This is a genomic window from Nonomuraea sp. NPDC050643 (assembly GCF_040654715.1).
Classification (GTDB): domain Bacteria; phylum Actinomycetota; class Actinomycetes; order Streptosporangiales; family Streptosporangiaceae; genus Nonomuraea.
Window position 1 is genome coordinate 18,865 of record NZ_JBFAIM010000061.1, and the last position, 18,849, is coordinate 37,713.

Consider the following 18,849-nt stretch of genomic DNA (forward strand, 5'->3'; position numbering starts at 1 on the left):
TTTCCCGAAAGCGTTTTCATGCGCTCCCGCCTCGTTATTCACAGGAAATCTTCAGGCGGGAGCGGCTTGACTTCAAGAGTTCGTTCGAGTGTCAGCCGTCTGTCAGCGTCTCACTAGTCTCTGCACCCCAGTTCTTCGCCAATGTGGTCAGTTTGGCCACCGCGTCCTCGGGTGCGGTGCCGGCTCCCTGAGCCAGCCCGAGCAGGTAGGCCGTCAGCGGCGCGGCCGGCCTGGCGACCCCGTGGGCGACCTCCTTGGTCAGGTCGAGGATCTGGTCGCGGTCCACGCGGGCCGGGTCGATGCCCAGCTCTTCGCAGGCCAGGATGGTCCATTCGTGCAGCACGTTCATGCGAGCCTCCTTCAGGCCGTCCATTGTGTCGCAGTCGAGCCACGGACGCCCGCGCGGCGCCCAGGCACGCGCGTACGAGAGGCCGGCCCTTTTCAACCGGCCACGCGCCAGTGGCGGACCGCTGTGGGCTTGTCCGCCGGGCCTCTCCCCCGCCAGGATGACGGCGCCGCAGCCAGGGCGGTGGTGGCGGGGGCTTTGGTGCGGCCGGGGTTCCTGTGGGGCTGGCGGGGTCAGCCGCCGATGGCGGACATGGGGCGGGCGGGCTGGAGGAAGGAGGGGTCGTCGATGCCGTGACCGGGGCGCTTGCGGGACACGGCCGCGACCCAGCGCCCGGCGAGATCCTCGTCGGAGGCGCCCGCGCGCATCGCCGTCTTCAGGTCGGACTCCTCCGTGGCGAACAGGCAGTTGCGCACCTGGCCGTCGGCCGTGAGCCTGACCCGGTCGCACGCGCCGCAGAACGGCCGCGTCACCGACCCGATCACGCCGACCCTGGCCGGACCGCCGTCGACGAGGAACCGCTCGGCCGGGGCGCTGCCGCGCTCCTCCAGGTCGTCGGCCGCCAGATCGAACGAGGCCGCCAGCAACTCCAGGATCTCGTCGGCGGTGACCATGTCGTCGCGGCTCCAGCCGTGCTGGGCGTCGAGCGGCATCTGCTCGATGAAGCGCAGTTCGTAGCCCTGGTCGAGGCACCAGCGCAGCAGCGGGACGGCCTCGTGGTCGTTGACGCCGCGCATCAGCACGGCGTTGACCTTGACGGGACGCAGGCCCACCTCGTCGGCGGCGGCCAGGCCGGCGATCACGTCGGCGTGCCTGTCGCGGTGTGCGAGCCGCTTGAACGTGTCGCGGTCGAGCGTGTCGAGGGAGACGTTGACCCGGTCGAGCCCGGCCTCGGCGAGGGAGCCGGCCACGCGGGCCAGGCCGATGCCGTTGGTGGTCAGGGAGACCTGCGGTTTGGGCGTCAGGGCGGTGGTGCGGGCGACGATGTCGACGAGCTCGCGGCGCAGGAGGGGCTCGCCGCCGGTGTAGCGGACCTCGGTGATGCCGAGCCGCTCGACGCCGATGGTCACGAGGCGGACGATCTCGTCGGCCGCCAGGAGTTGGGCGTTCGGGAGCCAATCGAGGCCCTCGGGCGGCATGCAGTATGTGCAGCGCAGGTTGCACTTGTCCGTGAGGGACACCCGCAGATCCGTCGCCACCCGTCCGAACGAGTCTCGCAACATGGGGCGTCACCTCCTGTTCGTTCGCCAGAGGGCCAGACTACGACGCCTGTCGGCCGGCGCCCAAAATCACCCCTTCACCGCACGACAACGCATTGTTCCCTAGATCGATTCCTGTTTCGGGCCGTGGCCGGTGCTTTTCCGGTCGGGTGCGGCGTGCACGTCGCGGCGTGTCGCGGGGGGATGGTCAGGGGGTGGTGGCGTGCCAGGTGGTGCGGGCCTCCATCAGGGTGGCCAGATGCTTTCTCGACCACTCGCAGCCGGCGTTCATCGGTTCGAGGAGGCTGCGGCCCAGGTCGGTCAGCTCGTATTCGACGCGGGGCGGGATCTCGGCGTAGGCCGTGCGGGTGAGGAGGCCGTCGCGCTGCATGGCGCGCAGGGACTCCGTGAGGACCTTCGGGGTGATGCCGCGCAGGGGGATCTGGAGTTCGGTGAAGCGGCGCGGGCCCGGCTCCAGGCAGCGGATGATCTTGGCGGTCCACTTGTCGCCGATGCGGATCGGGGCGGAGACCGGCGGGCAGCCGGTGAACATGTCCGGATCGAGAGGGTCGGGCATCTGGCCATCGTAGGTAACTATCGTTGCGGAAAGCGACATGTCGCCCTCTACCGTCTGCGGAGCGGCCGGGTGGTCCGGCCGGCAGGACGGAGGGTGCGGGATGAGCGGAATCGTGGTGTTCGGTGCGGGCGGACGGGCCGGGCGGCGGGTGGTCGCCGAGGCCGCCGGGCGCGGGCTCGAGGTGACGGCCGTGGTGCGGGATCCGGGGAGGTACCGGGCGCTGGCCGGTGAGCGGGTGGTGGCGGGGGACGTCACCGACGCCGCGAGCGTGGCGGGCGTCGCGGCCGGGCACGACGTGGCGGTGCAGGTGGCGGCCCGGCTGGACGTGCCGTCGGAGGAGTTCTTCGCGGCGGCCTCCCGGGCGCTGGTGGACGGGCTGGCGCGGGCCGGGGTGGCGCGGCTGGTGGCGCTCGGCATCGGGAGCCTGCTGGAGGTCTCCCCTGGGGTGCGGCTGGTGGACACGCCCGGGTTCCCCGCCGACGCGCGGGCGTTCTCGCTGGGGCACGCGGTGGAGCTGGAGATCCTCGAGAAGTCGGCGCTCGACTGGGTGGTGATCGCGCCGCCGCCCGTGTTCCTGGACGACGAGGCTCCCGGGACCGGGCGCTACCGGTTCGGGGACGGGCGGGTGCCGGAGGGCGCCGAGACGTTCTCGTACGCGGACCTGGCGGTGGCGCTCGTGGACGAGGTGGAACGTCCTGAGCACCACCGGGTGCAGGTCGCCGTGTCGTCCTAGGGCCGGCGTCCTGGCCGGGATCCGGGCAGGGATCCGGGCAGGGCGGCCAGCAGCGCGAGCAGGGCGACGGCCGGGACGAGCGCCCACAGGAGGGCTCCCGGGAACGCGGCGGCGAGCGTCTCCGGCGGGCCTTCGCCCAGCAGGCCGCCGGTCAGGGCCACGCCGGCGGCCATGCCGAACCCGCGTACCGACACCACGGCCGAGGTGACCGCGCCGAGGTCGGCGGGGCGGGCGGCGTTCTGGGCGAGGGTGACCAGGTTCTGCATGATGAGGCCGAAGCCGACGCCGAGCACCGCCATGCCGGCGGCCACGTACGCGTACGGGCTGTCCAGGTCCGCCAGGCCCAGCACGATCAGGCCGGGGGTGACGAGGATCGCCCCCGTCAGGACGGACGTGCGCAGGCGGGCGCCGCCGGCCAGGGCGGAGGCGGCGATGAAGGGCAGGAAGTACGGGTTGCCCGCCAGCCCGGCCCCGGTCGCGCTCAGGCCGAAGGCCACCTGAAGGAACGTGGGCAGGAACACGATGGACCCGTACAGCAGGACGCCCAGCAGCGCCGTGGCCGGGAACACCACCCGCAGCGCCCGCTCCGCGAACAGCCGCGACGGACATGAGCACCCCCAACACGAGACCCGCCACCGCAAGAGGCACATTCGACGAGGCGACACTGCGAAGGGCCGGGGTGGGGTACGGGATCGGCCCGGACGTGGGTCCGGTGGTCGGCCCGGACGTGGGTGGGGTTGGGGTGGGGGTGGGGTCGGTGGGGGTCATGGGGTGAAGGGGGCGGGGAGGGCGAAGTCCTCGCTGAGGAGGTCCTGGTCGAGGGCGCCGGCCGCGATGGTGCCGCTCGCGGCGGCGGCGATCACGGCCGCGAACGGCATCGGCACGGTGGCCCGCCTGGCCATGTCGCCCGCCGCGTAGACGCCCGGCACGCTGGTCCTGCAGAACTCGTCCACCCGCACGGTCGCGTCGGGGAAGGCGGCGCAGCCGAGGCCGGCGGCGAGCGGGGAGCGCTGGGCGAGGGTGGTCTTGACGAAGACGGCGTCGGCCGGGGCGGGCGCGCCGCTCTCGTACACGATCTGGTCGAGGCGGCCGGACCGGCCCTCGAGGCGGGTGATGGGCTCGCAGCGGACCGGCACGCCGTGGCGGGCCAGGAGGTCGCGGGCGTCCGGCGCGAGCGGGGCGCCGTGGGTGGACAGGGTGAGGCCGGAGGTGAAGCGGGTCAGGTGCAGGGCCAGCCGTACGCGGTCGGGGCCCGCGCCGATGACCGAGACCCGCGTGCCGGTGACCTCGTGACCGTGGCAGTACGGGCAGTGGAACGCCGAGCGGCCCCACAGCCCGGGCAGCCCGGCGATGGCGGGCAGGTCGTCCTTGAGGCCGGTGGCCAGCAGGAGCCGGCGGGCCCGCTCGTCCCCGGCGGCGAACGTGCCGGCGGGGGTGCGGTGCGCGCCGGGCACCGGGGTCCGGCGGAGCTCGACGCTCTCGTACGGCTTGACCTGCTCGGCGGCGAGGCGGCGGAGTTCGGCGGGCGGTGTCCCGTCGTGGCCGAACAGGTTGTGGACCGCGTCCGCCGTGGCGTTGCGGCCCTCGTCCGCGTCCAGCAGCAGCACGTCGCGGTGGGCCCGGCCCAGCGTGAGTGCCGCCGCCAGCCCGGCGGGGCCGCCGCCGATGATGATCACATCCCGCATGTCTCTTGCTCCCAGGGGTGGTTTCGTTGACAGCGGGATCAACTCTGCAAGTTAATGTGAACATGAAGTCAAGCGCGGAGATGAGCATCGGCGAGCTGGCGGCGCGGTTCGGGCTCGCCACGCACGTCCTGCGGCACTGGGAGACCATGGGCCTGATCCGGCCGGCGCGGCGCAGCAGCGGGCGGCGGCGTTACACCGAGGACCAGGTGTCCCGGGTGACGATGATCGTCCGGGGCAAGGCGGCCGGGCTCGGGCTGGAGCAGCTCAGGGAGATGTTCGACGCCGCCACGCCGGATGGCAGGCGGGACCTGCTGCGGCGGCACCAGGCCGAGCTGGAATGGCGGATCCGGCAGGCGGAGGCGTCGAAGACGCTGATCGGGCACGCGCTGGAGTGTTCGGAGCCCGATTTCACGCTGTGCCCGAAATTTCAGCAGATGTGCGCGGGAAGCCTGCCCGAGGATCTGGCCCCGGACATGGCGAACGCCCGGCCTGGCCGGCCGGGCGTTCGTGATGGTGCTTAGCGGCGGCCGATGACCTTGACCCAGTCCTTGCCCTCGGACGGGCCGAGCCACTTGGCGCCCTCGAAGACCGCGCGCCACGTACCGGACGTGCGGGCCTCCACCTTGGTGCTGAAGTAGCCCTTGCCGCTGGTGCGGATGGTGTCCACGTACTCCCACCGGCCGCTGCCCGCCGGCTGGAAGAGGATCACGATCCGCTTCCAGGCCAGGCGGTGCCAGCGCTCCTGCTTCTTGCAGTAGTCGGCGTGGTGCACCGAGACGAAACCGCTGATGTAGTCCTCGTCGCACTGCACGGAGAGCTTGCCGTCGAGGCTGATCGGACGGCCCTTCCAGGCGGGCTCGGGGTTCGCGTCGAGCTGGAGGCTGGTGTTGCCGCCGGCGACATCCGGGTCCCAGTTCGGGTCGTCGTCCGCGAACGCCGGCGAAGCGGCGGTGGCCACCAGCGTGGCGCCCAAGGCAGTGGCCGCCAGGCCGGCGGCTAGACGTCGCATCATAAAAATCGGAATTCCTTCCCCGTCTCGAACGCACCCCAAGCGGGGCACGTCAACGCCAATGACGCGTAAGGGTAAGGAAAAGTTGCGAACTAGTTGATCACAATTCGGCAACGCCGGTTTAGAGTGACGTTCAAGTTAGTGCGATTTTATACCTTATTGCGTGATTTGTCGTGATTTAGAGTGGTCTGCTGAGTACTGGGCTGTTCCGGGGTAGTGGACGCGCCAGAAGCCCCCGGTGTGGCCCGTCACCGTCCCGACGAAGGCGCCGGCCGCGTCCGTGGTCGCCTCCCCCACCTTCTGCCAGGTGGAGGCCGTGTCCGCGCGCCACATGAGCTCGAGCGACTGCTTGGCGAACGGGCCGTAGTCGGTCAGGCCGCGCGGGTCCACGCGGGTGAGCGAGCCCCGCAGCCGTACGCCACTGGAGCGGGTGGTCTTGTCGGCGGTCACGGATGTGAGCTTCGTCTCGCGCTTCAGCTCGAACGAGGCGTACTCGGTGATGGTCGTCCCGCCCCGGCCCTTGGCGGTGGCGGTGATCGTCCAGGTGCCCGCCGGGTAGTAGCGGTTCAGCCTCTTGTCGGGCAGGAAGCGCCAGGTCTGCCAGCCGTCCGCCATGCGGGCGGCCCCGAGGCGCCACACGAGGCGGGGCGGGATCGCCGGTTGGGCGCCCTGCTGGCCGGCACCGCCCGCGGAGCCGACGGCCGGCTGCGCGCCGGTGAGCGGGGCCGTGTTCGACACGGGCTGGTCCGGCATCGTGGCCGGAGAGAGAACGGGCGCCGCAGCCGGCGACTGGGCCGGTGATTGGGCCGGCGACTGGACCGGCGACTGGACCGGCGACTGGGCCGGTGACTGGACCGGTGACTGGGCCGGCGACTTGGCGAATGCCTGGGCCGGTGGCTGGGCGGGTGATTGGGCGCGTGATGGAGCCTGGGCCACCGACTGGGCCGGCGACAGAGCGGCCGACTGGGCCGGCGTCTGGGCCGGGGCCAGGATGGGCGGCTGTACCGGCGCCTGGACCGGCGCCTGGACCGGCGCGTGGACCGGGGCTTGGGCGGGTGCTTGCGCCGGGTCTTGGGCGGGTGCTTGGGCGGGCGCCTGGGCCGGTGAGTCCGGGAGGGCCGGGGGCGCCTTCACCGCCGGCTTGTCGGCCAGCACAGGCCCGGGTGGGGCGCCGGGTTCGACCTTGACGGTGACACCGTCCTTGCCGTGTACCCCCTTGGCGATCACATCGATCACCAGGCGGACGGAACCCTGCGCCCCTACCACGGGATCCGCGGGGCGTACGGTGATGGCGCGGATGGCGGGCTCGGTCGCGGCGGCGGGCGCAGGCGCGGGCGCCGTGAGCGACCCCGCCGCGAGCGAGACGAGAAGGAGACTTCTGGTCATGATCGAGACGGTAGGAACCGGCCGGTAATGGCCAGGACCACAACACACGCCCCGATTGGCAAAGCCCGGTTCAGTCCAGGTAGAGCCCTTCGATGACATCGGCGTACTTCGTGTGGATGATCCGCCTCTTCAGCTTGAGGCTCGGGGTGAGCTCCTCGGTCTCGGCCGTCCATTCGACGCCCAGCAGCGCCCACTTCTTCACCTGCTGCACCCTGGCCAGCTTGGTGTTGGCGGTCTCGACCGCCGACTCGACCTCCTTGACGACCTCGGGATGCTCGGCCAGCTCGGCGAGCGAGGCGAACGAGATGCCGCGCGTCTGCGCCCAGCCGGGGGCCACCTCGGCGTCCAGCGTCAGCACGGCCACCGGGTGGGGCCGGTTGTCGCCGTAGGCGAGGGCCTGGCCGATGAGGATGTGCTCCTTGAGGTGGTTCTCGATCTCGGCCGGGGAGATGTTCTCGCCGCCCGCGGTGATGATGAGCTCCTTCTTGCGGTCCACGACGCGGTAGAAGCCGTCCTCGTCGACGGTGCCGATGTCGCCGGTGTGCAGCCAGCCGTCGGCGTCGACGAGCTCGGCGGTGGCCTCGGGGCGGTTGAGGTAGCCGGCGGTGTTGAGCGGGCTGCGGGTGAGGATCTCTCCGTCGGCGGCGATGCGGATCTCGACGCCGGGCTCGGCCCTGCCGACGGTGCCCAGGCGGTAGCAGGCGGGGCTGTTGCCGGTGAAGGCGCCGGTCGTCTCGGTCATGCCGTACACGTCGATGACCTTGAGGCCGAGGCCGGCGTAGAAGTGCTGCACCTCGTCGGGCAGGGGCGCGGCGCCGGTGGCGGTCCATTCGGCGCGGTCGAAGCCGATCATGCCGCGGATGATGGACAGCAGCGAGGCGTCGGCCTTCTCGTAGGCGGCCTGGATCTCGGGGGTGACGGTGCGGCCGTACTGGCCGGCCTCGATGTACGCGGCGCCGGCGGCCATGGCCTGGCGTACGGCGGCCTGCTGTTCCTCCGGCTGGGTGGCGAGCACGGCGAGCAGGCGGGCCATCATCTTCTCCCACACCCGCGGCACGCCGAAGAACAGCATGGGCTTGACCTGCCCGAGCGTGGCGCCCAGGTTGGCCAGGTCGGTGCAGAAGTGGACGTGGGAGACCTTGACCAGCGGCAGGTACAGGCTGAGCACCCGCTCGGCGATGTGCGCGTAGGTGAGGTAGGAGATCTGGGTGCCCCGCAGGGGCAACCGGGTCAAGCGGTCGGTGGCGGCGACCTCGTAGAAGATGTTGGTGTGGCTGAGCGGCACGCCCTTGGGCGTGCCGGTGGTGCCCGAGGTGTAGAGGACGGTGGCCACGTCGTCGGGGGTGACCGCGCGCCAGCGGGCCTCGACCGTGTCCGGGTCGGCGGCCAGCCGCTCCCGGCCCAGCTCGAGGAAGTCCGCCCACGTCATGAAGCGCTCGTCGTCCGGCGCCCCCTCCAGCATGATGATCTTGCGGAGGCCGCCGAGCCGGTCGAGCACCGGCTGCCAGCGGGCCAGCTCGGCGGGGCCGCCGAGCACCGCGTATCGGGCGCCGACGTCGTCCGCCACGAACGCGATCTGGTCGGGCGCGAACGTGCCGTAGACCGTGCAGCCGACGCCGCCCGCGTGCACCGCCCCCAGGTCGGCGAGCACGTGCTCGCTGCGGTTGACCATCATGAGCGCGACGGACTCGCCCGGTTCGAGCCCGAGTGCGGCGAACGCGGCCGCGATCTCCAGGACCCGCTCACGTGCCTGCCCATAGGTGAGCGTGCTCCAGCCATCGCCTTCCGGATCGGAATAGGCGGGTGTGTCCTGGTATTGCTCGGCCGCCTGTCTGAGTTGCTCACAGACGGTACGGCCGGCGATCTGCCGCTCGATCTCGGCCCGGACCTCGAGGACTTCGGCCATGGCACCCGCCTCCAGTCAGTATTCACTTGCATGAATGGCTTGCATCGCACCACACCCCCGGGGCAGCGGCAAGACCCTGCGCGCCATTCACGTAGAGTGATCGAGTGAACGCGGAGAGGGAGCCCGCCGGCGGGCGCACAAGGACGTTCTTCGGGCATCCTTGGGGGCTGGCCACGCTGTTCTGCACGGAGATGTGGGAGCGGTTCAGCTGGTACGGCCTGCGCGCCATCCTGGCCACGTTCATGGCCGCCTCGCCCGCCCAGCAGGGCCTCGGCCTGTCGCAGGAGACGGCGCAGGCGGTCGTCGGCGTCTACGGGGCGCTCATCTACCTGGTGGCGCTGCCCGGCGGCTGGATCGCGGACCGCGTCCTGGGGGCGCGCAGGTCGGTGTTCTGGGGCGGGTTCGTCATCATGCTGGGGCACATCAGCATGGCGATCCCCGTCACGTCGCCGTTCTTCGTCTGGCTCGGGCTGCTGCTCATCATCACCGGCACCGGCCTGCTCAAGCCGAACATCTCCGTCATGGTCGGCCGGCTCTACCCCGAAGGCGACGACGGGCGCAGGGACGCCGGGTTCTCCCTGTTCTACCTGGGCATCAACCTCGGAGCCTTCTTCGCGCCCCTCGTGGTCGGCTGGCTGGCCGCGGGCGGCCGCTGGCATCTGGGCTTCGGCGCGGCGGCGGTCGGGATGGCGCTCGGCCTGGTCCAGTACGTGTGGGGCGGGCGGCACCTGCGCGGGATCGGCGAGCGCCCGGGGCTGCGGCTGTCGCCGGGCGAGCGGCGGCGCGCGGTCCTGCTGACCGGGCTCGGCACGGCGGTGACGGTGGTCGCGCTGGGGGTGTGGGCGGCGACCGGCACGCTGACGATCGACCGGTTCACCCTGGTGGTCACGGTGGTCATCCTGATCGTGCCCGTCGCCTACTTCGCCTACATCCTGCTGGGCAGCCACAACCTGACCGAGGACGAACGCATCCGGGTCAAGGCGTACGTCTGGCTGTTCGTCGCCGCGGCCGTGTTCTGGATGATCTACGACCTGGCGCCGAGCAAGCTGCTGTTCTTCGCCCAGGACCACACCGACCTGTCGTTGTTCGGCGTCCCGATCCAGCCGGCCACCACGCAGTCGTTCAACCCGCTGTTCATCATGATCTTCGTGCCGGTGTTCGCGGCGCTGTGGGTGCGGCTGGGCACGCGGGTGAGCACGCCGCAGAAGTTCGGGTTCGCGCTGATCACGGTGGGGCTGAGCTTCGTGGTCATGGCGGTGGCGGCGGCGCTGGCCGGCACGGGCCGGGTGTCGGTGTGGTGGCTGGTGCTGGTCTACCTGATCCAGGTGTTCGGGGAGCTGTCGCTGAGCCCGGTCGGGCTGTCGGTGACGACGAAGCTGGCGCCGGAGGCGTTCAAGGGGCAGATGCTGGGGGTCTGGTTCATCGCGGTGTCGGTGGGCGACGCGGTGGGCGGGCAGACGGGGCGGCTGGGCCGGGTGCTGTCCGAGCCGGCGTACTACCTGGTGCTGGCGGCGATGGCGACCGTGGCGGGGGTGGCGCTGTTCATGTTCACGCGGAGGCTCCGGGGGATGATGGCCGAACATCATGAGCCCGCCATGCGGTAGACATTTCGATCGTGTCCGAAATTCTCGACCTCGCCGGCATCTTCGTCTTCGCGCTGTCCGGAGCCCTCATGGGCGTGCGCAAACGGCTCGACGTGGTCGGGATGGGGGTGCTGGCCGGAATGACCGCGCTGGGCGGCGGCGTCGTACGCGACCTCATCCTGAACGTGCGGCCCGCCGCCTTCCAGAGCGTCGGCTACGTGGTGGTGCCGGTGGTCGCGACGGTGATCGTCTTCTTCTGGCATCCGCACGTGGCCCGGGTGATGCCGGCCATCCTGGTGCTGGACGCGGCCGGGCTGGGCCTGTTCTGCGCGGTCGGCACCGAGAAGGCCATGGAGTACGGCCTCAGCCCTCTGCACGCCACGCTCCTGGGCGTCACGACCGGCGTGGGCGGGGGCATGCTGCGCGACGTGCTGGCCGGAGAGATCCCGACCCTGCTGTACGACCGGCAGCTCTACGCGGTGCCGGCCCTGCTGGGGTCGGGGGTGATGGCGGGACTGTCGTGGTACGGGCTGCACGGCTGGCCGGCCACGCTGGCGGCGGCGCTGCTGGCGTTCGGCCTGAGGATCGCGGCCATGCGGCGCAAATGGCGGGCACCACTGGCCAGAGGGGTCGGCGAGTGACCTTCACACCGTCCGGCCCGCACACCGTCCGGCCCGCACACCGTCCGGCCCGCGCACCGTCCGGCTCCCGCACCCTCTGGCTCTCACACCATCGCGATGAGCGAGTCCGCGGAGACGGCGGTGCCGGTGGGGCCGTGGCGGCGGGCCGCGCGCAGGCGGGTGACGGCTTCGGCCAGGAGCCCGGGCGGCTGGGTGTAGGGCAGGCGCAGGTAACCCTCCAGCGTGCCCTCCAACCCGAACCAGGGGCCGGGCGCGACGCGTACGCCGTGGGTGGCGGCGGCCTCCGCGAGAGGGGTGGCGTTCGTGTCGAGGCGGATCCAGAGCGTGCCGCCGCCACGCGGCACCGTGAACGTCCACTCCGGCAGGTGTTCGCGCAGCCCCGACACCAGGGCGTCGCGGGAGGCGCGCAGGGTGCGGCGGCGTTCGGCGCGGGTCTCCTCCAGACGGTCGAACAGCCGGACCACGACGAGCTGCTCCAGCACCGGGCTGGCGATGTCCACCGCGGAGCGGAACATGGCCAGGCGGCGGGCCAGCGCGGCCGTGGTGCGGATCCAGCCGATGCGCAGCCCGCCCCACCACAGCTTGGACGCCGACCCGATGCTGATCACCCGGCTGTCGGTGTCGAACGCCGCCACCGGCGACGTGCGGGGCACCTCGTCCAGGGCCAGTTCCGCCCAGGTCTCGTCCACCAGCAGCATCGTGCCGGCGCGCCGGGCGGCCCCCACGACGACGGCGCGGACCTGGTCCTCCATGAGGGCGCCCGTCGGGTTGTGGAAGTCGGGCATGAGGTAGGCCAGCCGGGCACCCGACTGGCGCATGGCCCCGGCCACGAGGTCCTGCTGCCAGCCCTCGTGGGAGATCCCCACCGGGACGATCCTGGCGCCGCGGTGGCGGGCCACGTCCATGGCGTGCGGGTACGTCGGCGACTCCACGATCACCGCGTCGCCCGCCCCGACGAGCAGGCCGATGACGAGCTGGATGGCGTGCTGGGAGCCGGTGGTGACGACGATCTGCTCCGGCCTGGTGGCCACGCCCTTGGCGGTGTAGAAGGCGGCGATGCGCTCTCTGAGCACCGGCAGGCCCATGGGGTCGTAGCCGTTGCCCATGCCGTACCTGGGGATGTCCTCGATCGCCTCGGTCATCGCGGCGCGCAGGATCGTGGGGGCGGGCGGGGCGGCGCACTGGAGCTGGATGAGGCCGTCGCCGTCGGTGCTGAGCCACGGGTTGTCGGGGGCGGTGGCCGGGTCGGGCAGGGCCGTCCAGCTCCCCGAGCCCTGGCGGCTGTCCAGGTAGCCGCGCTCGCGGAGCAGGTCGTAGGCCGCGGTGACGGTGGTGCGGCTGACGTTGAGGGTCTCGGCGAGGTGGCGTTCGGCGGGCATGCGGACGCGTACCGGGATCTGGCCGTCCATGATCAGGCCGCGTACGCCGTCGGCGAGGGCGCGGTAGTACGGGCGGGCCGCGGGATCGACGTCGACGAGCCGGGCCACTTGCGCCGCTGACATGTGCCTCATAAGGCCACTTTTCGTGATTGGCTCTGTTTTGGCAAGTCGGTTACTGCCACTCTGGGGCCATTATGAGTGAAACGACCGTCTCTCGGCTTACCTCCTTGCCCGCCCGCCTCGTTCGCCTCTACGGCGGGCTGGCGCTGTACGGGCTCGGCATCGGGCTGCAGGTGGAGTCCGGGCTCGGGAACGATCCATGGGACGTCTTCCACCAGGGCCTGGGCCTGCGGGCCGGGCTGTCCATCGGCACGATCATCATCCTGGTGGGCGCGCTGGTGATGCTGCTGTGGATCCCGCTGAAGCAGAAGCCCGGACTCGGCACCGTCAGCAACGTGATCTTCCTCGGCCTGTTCGCCGACGCGGCGATCTACCTGCTGCCCACGCCCGGCCACCTGGCGTTCCAGGCTTTCTACGTGGCGACCGGAGTGGTCTCCGTCGCCCTGGCCACCGTCCTGTACATCGGCGCCGGGATGGGGCCGGGCCCCCGCGACGGCATCATGACCGGCCTGGTCCGGCTCGGCCTGTCGGTACGGCTCGGGCGCTTCCTCATCGAGATCACCGTGCTGATCGCGGGCTGGTTGCTCGGCGGGACCGTGGGCATAGGGACTCTCGTGTTCGCACTCGCGATCGGGCCGCTGACCCAGCTCTTCACGCGCTGGTTCCCCCTGACGTGATCTCGTGGCCGGGGTCGTCATGACGCGACATGATCGAACCCGGCCACGGGATCACCCCCCGGCCGAGTAGCGTCTAGGCATGCGGATCGAGGATTACGCCCTGATCGGAGACATGCAGTCGGCCGCGCTCGTGGCCAGAGACGGTTCGATCGACTGGCTCTGCCTGCCCAGGTTCGACTCCCCCTCGTGCTTCGCGGCGCTGCTCGGCAGCGAACGCAACGGCCACTGGTGGCTCGGGCCCACCGGCAGGAGGCACGCCACGAGGCGGCGCTACCGTCCCGACACGCTCATCCTGGAGAGCGAGTGGGACACTCCCACGGGCACCGTCCGCGTGATCGACTTCATGCCGCCGCGCGACCGCAACCCCGACGTCGTGCGCATCGTCGAGGGCGTCTCCGGGAGCGTGGAGGTGTCCACGCAGCTCAGGGTGCGCTTCGACTACGGGCGGATCGTGCCGTGGGTGCGCCGTACCAACGGGCATCTGCAGGCCATCGGCGGTCCCGACTCGGTGTGGCTGCACTCCCCCGTTCCGCTGAAGGGCGGCGACTACGCCCACCGGGCCACCTTCACCGTCAACGAGGGCGACCGGCTGCCGTTCGTGTTCACCTGGCACCCCTCGCACGAGCCGATGCCGGCGCAGATCGACAGCGAGGACCAGCTTGAGGAGACCGAGGCGTTCTGGGCGGAGTGGGTCGCCAAGTGCACCTACTCCGGGCCCTACCGTGACGCCGTGGTGCGCTCGCTGATCACGCTGAAGGGCCTGACGTACGCGCCGACCGGCGGCATCGTGGCCGCCGCCACCACCTCCCTGCCCGAGGACCTGGGCGGGGTGCGCAACTGGGACTACCGGTTCTGCTGGCTGCGCGACGCGACGCTGACGCTGGACGCGCTCATCAGCTCCGGCTACCTGGAGGAGGCGGCCGACTGGCGGGCGTGGCTGCTGCGGGCCATCGCCGGCCGGCCCCAGGACCTGCAGATCATGTACGGCGTCGCCGGCGAACGCCGCCTGCCCGAGCTGCGCCTCGACTGGCTCGACGGCTACGAGGACTCCCGCCCGGTCCGCATCGGCAACGACGCGGTCAGGCAGCTCCAGCTCGACGTGTACGGGGAGGTCATGAACTGCCTGTACGTCGCCCGCACCCGCGGCCTGTCGGCCGACGACCGGGCGTGGACGATCCAGCGGCAGCTCCTGGACTACGTGGAGGAGCACTGGGACGAGCCCGACGAAGGGCTCTGGGAGGTACGCGGCCCGCGGCGGCACTTCGTGCACTCCAAGGTGATGTGCTGGGCGGCGATGGACCGGGCGGTCAAATACGTGGAGCACTTCGGGCGCACCGGGCCGGTGGACAAGTGGCGGACGCAGCGGGACGTGATCCACGCCGAGATCTGCGACAAGGGGTTCGACGCGACGCGGAACACCTTCACGCAGTCGTACGGGTCGTCGGAGCTCGACGCGGCCCTGCTGATGCTCCCCATCGTCGGCTTCCTGCCCGTCGACGACCCCCGGGTGACGGGCACGGTGGCGGCCATCGAGAAGGAGCTGATGTCGGACGGGTTCGTGCTGCGCTACCCCCTGGCGGCCGACAACGACGTGGACGGCCTGCCGGGTGGGGAGGGAGCGTTCCTGGCGTGCAGCTTCTGGCTGGTGGAGGTCATGGCGATGCAGGGGCGCAAGGACGAGGCGAAGGACCTGTTCGAGCGGCTCCTCGCGCTGCGCAACGACGTGGGGCTGCTGGCCGAGGAGTACGACCCCCGCTACGGCCGGCTGGTGGGCAACTTCCCGCAGGCCTTCAGCCACATGCCCCTGGTCCACGCCGCCCGCGCCCTGTCGAAGTGAGGAACCCGATCATGCCACCGCGACTGCGCGTGACCTCCGTGACGATCGGCACACCCCGGCCCCGCGAGCTGGCCCGGTTCTACTCCCGGCTGCTGGGCTGGCCGTTGACGGCCGACGACGGGCCCGCGCCGGGCGAACCCGCCGAGGCGGGCTGGGCCCAGATCCGGGCGCCCGAGGGCGAGCCCGGCTACACCCTCAGCTTCGAGTACGAGCGGCACTTCGCCCGGCCGGTGTGGCCGGGCGAGGCCGGGGAGCAGACCGCCTCGGAGCACCTCGACATCCAGGTCGACGACCTGCCGGCGGGCGTGGAGTGGGCCGTGGGGTGCGGGGCGGAGCTCGCCGGGTTCCAGCCGCAGGACGACGTACGGGTGCTGCTGGACCCCGACGGGCATCCGTTCTGCCTGTTCCTCTGAAGGTGACCCCGCGGCTCGCCTGCCAGTCGCCCGGGAGGATCGACCGGAGCCGGCAGGTCCGGTTCACCAGGCGGTCGGTGGCGGGGCTGTAGGAGTAGAGCCGGCCGGCGCACAGGAGAGCGGAGTTGCTGCGGCGCTCGTTGACGGCGGGTGTGCCGTCACAGGTCCCAGGGCATGCCGTACCTGCCGGTGAGGTCGCTGATCTCGGCGGCGGTCAGGAGCCGGGGTTCGCGGTCGCCGAGCAGCAGGAGCAGCGCGCAGACCTCCTCGACCTCGACGGCCGCGTCCACCGCCGCGCGTATCGACGGGCCCGCCACGATCGGGCCGTGATTCTGCAGGAGCGCGGCCCGGAACGGGAAGCCGAGCCGTTCCAGCGCCGCGGCCTGGGCGCCGTCTCCCGGGGCGGCGTACTCGATCAGCGGCGTCTGGCCGACGCGCATGAGGAAGTACGGCGTGAGCGGCGGGATCGCGCTGCGCCGTGACCACGGCGGCAGGCACGCGGTGGCGGCGGCGTGCCTGGAGTGCAGGTGGACGACCGCCTTGGTGGCCGGGTCGCGCCGGTAGAACGCGAGGTGCAGGGGGAACTCCTTGGACGGCGCGGGTCCGGCGACGTGCCGGCCGCACTCGTCCAGGACCGACAGGCGCTCGGGGTCGAGGGAGGCCAGGTCGGCGCCGGTGGGTGTGATGAGCAGCCGGTCGCCGTCGCGGACGCTGAGGTTTCCCGACGAGCCCGGGCTCAGGCCGAGGGCGGCCAGATGGGCGCCGGCCGCCGCCAGGTCGGCGCTCATGACGGTGTGTCCCGTGCGAGCTCGTCCCATGCGGTGGTGAAGATGTCGATCTCCCCGAAGTTGCCGGACTTGAGGGCGAGGTTGATCGGCAGCGACCGCCCGTCCACCCGCGCCCGCGTACACGACCAGGTGACGCCGGAGCTGATCTCGGCGCCGACGTGCAGGGTGCGGGCGCCCAGCGCGGTCACCACGGCCCCCGACGTCTCACCGCCGGCCACGAGCAGATGGCGGGCCCCGGCCGCCACCAGATCGGCCGCGCACCGTGCGAGCGCGCGTTCCACCAGGTCCGGCTCTGCGCCCAGGTCGTCGCCGGGGGCGACGGAGTAGATCAGTGGCGGCCGGCCGGGGTCCTCGCGCCAGCTCTCCGTGGCGAAGCCGACCAGACCGGCGACGGTCGCGTCGAAGTCGCGGCGCAGCGCGTCCGTGTCGAGGCGCCGGTGCGGGAGCGCCGGGCGGGCGTGGGCGACCTGCGCGCGGGTCGCCGCCGAGGCGCTGCCCGCCAGCACCACGCCGAAGCGGCGGCCGGCGGGGTGCGGGAGCGCCCGGGCGGAGCCGGGACGCGGGCCGGTGAGGCCGAGCGCCAGGCCGGCCGAGCCGGTCACCAGCCGCAGGCCGTCGGTGGCCGCCGCGATGGCGCGCAGGTCGGCGTCCGTGGTGGCGTCGACGACGGTCAGCGCGCCCTTCGCGGCCGGGGCGGCCAGCGCCGTGCGGATGTCCGCGGCGCCGGCTCGTACGGTGTCGTGACCGATGAGGTGCACCGGCCGCCGCGTCTGCGGGGCCAGCAGCCGGCCGAGGTGCGCGTCCCGCATGGGTGTCAGCGGGTGGTCGCGCATGGGGCTCTCGTCGAGCAGGTCGTCGTGGACGAACAGCCGGGCGCGGTAGACGGTCCGCCCGGTCGCCGGGAAGGCGGGCACCACCACCGTGCCGCTCTCACCGAGCGCGTCGAGCAGCGCGTCGGCGACCGGGCCGATGTTGCCTTCGGCGGTGGAGTCGAACGTCGAGCAGTACTTGAAGTAGAAGCGCTCGCACCCCGCGGCGCGCAACGCCTCCAGCGCCGCCAGCGAGTCGCGCACGGCGTCGCCGACGGGCGCCGTGCGTGACTTCAGCGCGACCACCACGGCGTCGGCCTGCTCCTCGGGCATGCCCTCCAGGCCGCGGGGCCCGACGGCCACCACGGTACGGAACCCGCGGGCCACCAGCATCGTGGCCAGATCCGTCGCTCCCGTGAAGTCATCGGCGACGGCCCCTAGGTACGGCATCTGCTCTCCGGACACGTGAGGACGGTGTGAAGATAAGTTACCTTATTTGACGGAAATGTGAATCAGTGAATAGCTTCTGTGAACCCCCGTACCCCAGCCGGTGAGCGGACTCCCCCGAGTCCCGCCAAGGAGCACCATGAATCTCCACCACCTGTTCGCCGGCACCGGCGAACGCAGGGTCAGGGACGCCGGCGACCGGCGGCCCGTCGGGTCGCTGCAGTCCGTCCTGGGCCTGGGCGGGATCCTGCTGCTGAGCACGGTGATCGGCTGAGCCCGTACGTCAGGATCATGCAAAGATGACGCCCGAAGGAGGGAGTACACGCGATGACCGCCCCGCAGGAGCCACCGCTCATCCCGGACCAGCGCCGCGAACGGCTGCTCAAGCAACTGCGGCGCGAGGGCGTCCTGAGCGTCCAGCAGATCACCCAGATCTTCGGCGTCTCGCACATGACAGTGCGGCGCGACATCGCCGAGCTGGAGCGGCAGGGACGGGTCTTCTCCGTGCCGGGGGGCGTGCGCATCGCCCACCAGGTGCACAGCGAGCCCTCGTTCCAGGACAAGTCGCTGACCGACCAGCCCGAGAAGCAGGCCATGGCCCGGGCCGCCGCCGAGCTGGTGCAGGACGGCATGGTCGTCTATCTCGACGCCGGCACGACCATCCTGTCGATGGTGCCCTTCCTGCTCCCGCGCGAGGGGCTGACCGTGGTGACCAACGACTTCACCACGGTCGAGGAACTCCAGGCGGCCAAGCACCTGACCGTCATCCACACCGGCGGCCGGGTCGAGCCGGACAACCGCTCCAGCGTCGGGCGGCTGGCCGCCGCCACCATCCGGCAGCTCGCCTTCGACCTGGCGTTCGTCAGCTCCGGTTCGTGGGACCTCATCCGCGGCGTCACCACCCCTTCGGAGCCGAAGGTGGAGGTCAAGCAGGCGGCGATGGAATCGGCGTCGCGCTCGGTGCTGGTGGCCGGGTCGTCGAAGTACGGCAGCTTCGGGATGTACCGGATCGCGCCCCTGACCGCCTTCGACACGGTGATCACCGACACCGCGCTCACCGAGGCCGCCGCCGACGGGATCCGGGCCGCCGGCACCGACCTTCACCTGGCCAGGACGGCGACCTGAGCACCGGGCGACCGCCCGCCCGGCCGGGAGCCTCGACGGCGTCCTCTCCGTACCCGTCCTATCCGTACCCGTCCTAGCGGCCACGACATCGGCATGTGCCGATCCACCGGCGTTCATGTCCGATTCATCCGGTTCCGCCACGCTCCCGCCGTAGCCGGAGCACCCTCCTCCGGCCGGACGGAAAAGAGC

The 18,849-nt window shown here is 71.7% G+C and carries 19 protein-coding genes and 1 pseudogene; 9 read left to right on the plus strand and 11 right to left on the minus strand.

Features of this window, described 5'->3' with window-relative positions; genetic code table 11:
* Positions 1–91 precede the first annotated feature (91 nt).
* The 3 genes from AB0I15_RS50285 to AB0I15_RS50295 form a co-directional block, all read right to left on the minus strand.
* Positions 92–349, minus strand: coding sequence for a DUF6457 domain-containing protein (locus AB0I15_RS50285; RefSeq protein WP_358113529.1), 258 nt, complete (start codon positions 347–349; stop codon positions 92–94).
* 230 nt (positions 350–579) lie between these two features.
* The gene (moaA, locus tag AB0I15_RS50290; RefSeq protein WP_358113531.1) at positions 580–1,569 is read right to left on the minus strand and encodes a GTP 3',8-cyclase MoaA; all 990 of its coding nucleotides are present in this window, start codon (positions 1,567–1,569) and stop codon (positions 580–582) included.
* Positions 1,570–1,753: 184 nt separating this feature from the next.
* Complete coding sequence (locus tag AB0I15_RS50295; protein WP_358113533.1) at positions 1,754–2,122, minus strand: helix-turn-helix domain-containing protein; 369 nt, start codon at positions 2,120–2,122, stop codon at positions 1,754–1,756.
* A 100-nt stretch (positions 2,123–2,222) separates the two neighbouring features.
* On the opposite strand from AB0I15_RS50295, the gene AB0I15_RS50300 reads away from it, so the two are divergent.
* Positions 2,223–2,855, plus strand: a complete 633-nt coding sequence (locus AB0I15_RS50300) for an NAD(P)H-binding protein (RefSeq protein ID WP_358113535.1) — start codon at positions 2,223–2,225, stop codon at positions 2,853–2,855.
* Here AB0I15_RS50300 and AB0I15_RS50305 read toward each other — a convergent pair.
* Both AB0I15_RS50305 and AB0I15_RS50310 read right to left on the minus strand, forming a co-directional pair.
* A pseudogene (locus AB0I15_RS50305) lies at positions 2,852–3,559 on the minus strand (hypothetical protein); the annotation flags it as partial. The gene AB0I15_RS50300 and the pseudogene AB0I15_RS50305 overlap by 4 nt on opposite strands.
* 60 nt (positions 3,560–3,619) lie before the next feature.
* A complete protein-coding gene (locus AB0I15_RS50310) occupies positions 3,620–4,540 on the minus strand; it encodes an NAD(P)/FAD-dependent oxidoreductase (protein WP_358113537.1) in 921 nt (306 codons plus the stop codon).
* Positions 4,541–4,602: 62 nt separating this feature from the next.
* On the opposite strand from AB0I15_RS50310, the gene AB0I15_RS50315 reads away from it, so the two are divergent.
* Complete coding sequence (locus tag AB0I15_RS50315) at positions 4,603–5,061, plus strand: MerR family transcriptional regulator (RefSeq protein WP_358113539.1); 459 nt, start codon at positions 4,603–4,605, stop codon at positions 5,059–5,061.
* On the opposite strand, the gene AB0I15_RS50320 is transcribed toward AB0I15_RS50315, so the two are convergent.
* The 3 genes from AB0I15_RS50320 to AB0I15_RS50330 all read right to left on the minus strand — a co-directional run bounded on the left by AB0I15_RS50320 (position 5,058) and on the right by AB0I15_RS50330 (position 8,841).
* Positions 5,058–5,552 (minus strand): hypothetical protein, encoded by a 495-nt coding sequence (locus AB0I15_RS50320; RefSeq protein ID WP_358113541.1) that lies wholly within the window; start codon positions 5,550–5,552, stop codon positions 5,058–5,060. The genes AB0I15_RS50315 and AB0I15_RS50320 overlap by 4 nt on opposite strands.
* Positions 5,553–5,705: 153 nt before the next feature.
* Positions 5,706–6,935 (minus strand): hypothetical protein, encoded by a 1,230-nt coding sequence (locus tag AB0I15_RS50325; protein WP_358113543.1) that lies wholly within the window; start codon positions 6,933–6,935, stop codon positions 5,706–5,708.
* Positions 6,936–7,005: 70 nt separating this feature from the next.
* Positions 7,006–8,841 carry an AMP-dependent synthetase/ligase gene (locus AB0I15_RS50330; protein WP_358113545.1) on the minus strand — a complete coding sequence of 612 codons (1,836 nt, stop codon included), beginning with the start codon at positions 8,839–8,841 and terminating at the stop codon, positions 7,006–7,008.
* A gap of 104 nt (positions 8,842–8,945) precedes the next feature.
* On the opposite strand from AB0I15_RS50330, the gene AB0I15_RS50335 reads away from it, so the two are divergent.
* Positions 8,946–10,445, plus strand: coding sequence for an oligopeptide:H+ symporter (locus tag AB0I15_RS50335; protein ID WP_358113547.1), 1,500 nt, complete (start codon positions 8,946–8,948; stop codon positions 10,443–10,445).
* Positions 10,446–10,456: 11 nt separating this feature from the next.
* Positions 10,457–11,065 (plus strand): TRIC cation channel family protein, encoded by a 609-nt coding sequence (locus AB0I15_RS50340; RefSeq protein ID WP_358113549.1) that lies wholly within the window; start codon positions 10,457–10,459, stop codon positions 11,063–11,065.
* Between the two features lie 83 nt (positions 11,066–11,148).
* Here the strand turns inward: AB0I15_RS50340 and AB0I15_RS50345 are convergent, their stop codons facing one another.
* On the minus strand, positions 11,149–12,567 hold the full coding sequence (locus AB0I15_RS50345) for a PLP-dependent aminotransferase family protein (RefSeq protein ID WP_358113551.1): 1,419 nt from the start codon (positions 12,565–12,567) through the stop codon (positions 11,149–11,151).
* A 71-nt stretch (positions 12,568–12,638) separates the two neighbouring features.
* Between AB0I15_RS50345 and AB0I15_RS50350 the strand changes: the two genes are divergently transcribed.
* From AB0I15_RS50350 to AB0I15_RS50360, 3 genes are all read left to right on the plus strand, one after another.
* Complete coding sequence (locus tag AB0I15_RS50350) at positions 12,639–13,241, plus strand: hypothetical protein (RefSeq protein ID WP_358113553.1); 603 nt, start codon at positions 12,639–12,641, stop codon at positions 13,239–13,241.
* Positions 13,242–13,320: 79 nt separating this feature from the next.
* The gene (locus AB0I15_RS50355; RefSeq protein ID WP_358113555.1) at positions 13,321–15,078 is read left to right on the plus strand and encodes a glycoside hydrolase family 15 protein; all 1,758 of its coding nucleotides are present in this window, start codon (positions 13,321–13,323) and stop codon (positions 15,076–15,078) included.
* Between the two features lie 11 nt (positions 15,079–15,089).
* Positions 15,090–15,491, plus strand: coding sequence for a VOC family protein (locus AB0I15_RS50360; RefSeq protein ID WP_358113557.1), 402 nt, complete (start codon positions 15,090–15,092; stop codon positions 15,489–15,491).
* A gap of 158 nt (positions 15,492–15,649) precedes the next feature.
* Here the strand turns inward: AB0I15_RS50360 and AB0I15_RS50365 are convergent, their stop codons facing one another.
* A complete protein-coding gene (locus AB0I15_RS50365; RefSeq protein WP_358113559.1) occupies positions 15,650–16,279 on the minus strand; it encodes a class II aldolase/adducin family protein in 630 nt (209 codons plus the stop codon).
* A complete protein-coding gene (gene otnK / locus AB0I15_RS50370) occupies positions 16,276–17,553 on the minus strand; it encodes a 3-oxo-tetronate kinase (RefSeq protein ID WP_358113561.1) in 1,278 nt (425 codons plus the stop codon). Before otnK ends, AB0I15_RS50365 begins: the two co-directional genes overlap by 4 nt.
* Positions 17,554–17,674: 121 nt before the next feature.
* Here otnK and AB0I15_RS50375 point away from each other — a divergent pair, with 121 nt between their 5' ends.
* Positions 17,675–17,809 carry a hypothetical protein gene (locus tag AB0I15_RS50375; RefSeq protein ID WP_358113563.1) on the plus strand — a complete coding sequence of 45 codons (135 nt, stop codon included), beginning with the start codon at positions 17,675–17,677 and terminating at the stop codon, positions 17,807–17,809.
* Between the two features lie 53 nt (positions 17,810–17,862).
* Positions 17,863–18,660, plus strand: a complete 798-nt coding sequence (locus AB0I15_RS50380; protein ID WP_358113565.1) for a DeoR/GlpR family DNA-binding transcription regulator — start codon at positions 17,863–17,865, stop codon at positions 18,658–18,660.
* Positions 18,661–18,849 lie beyond the last annotated feature (189 nt).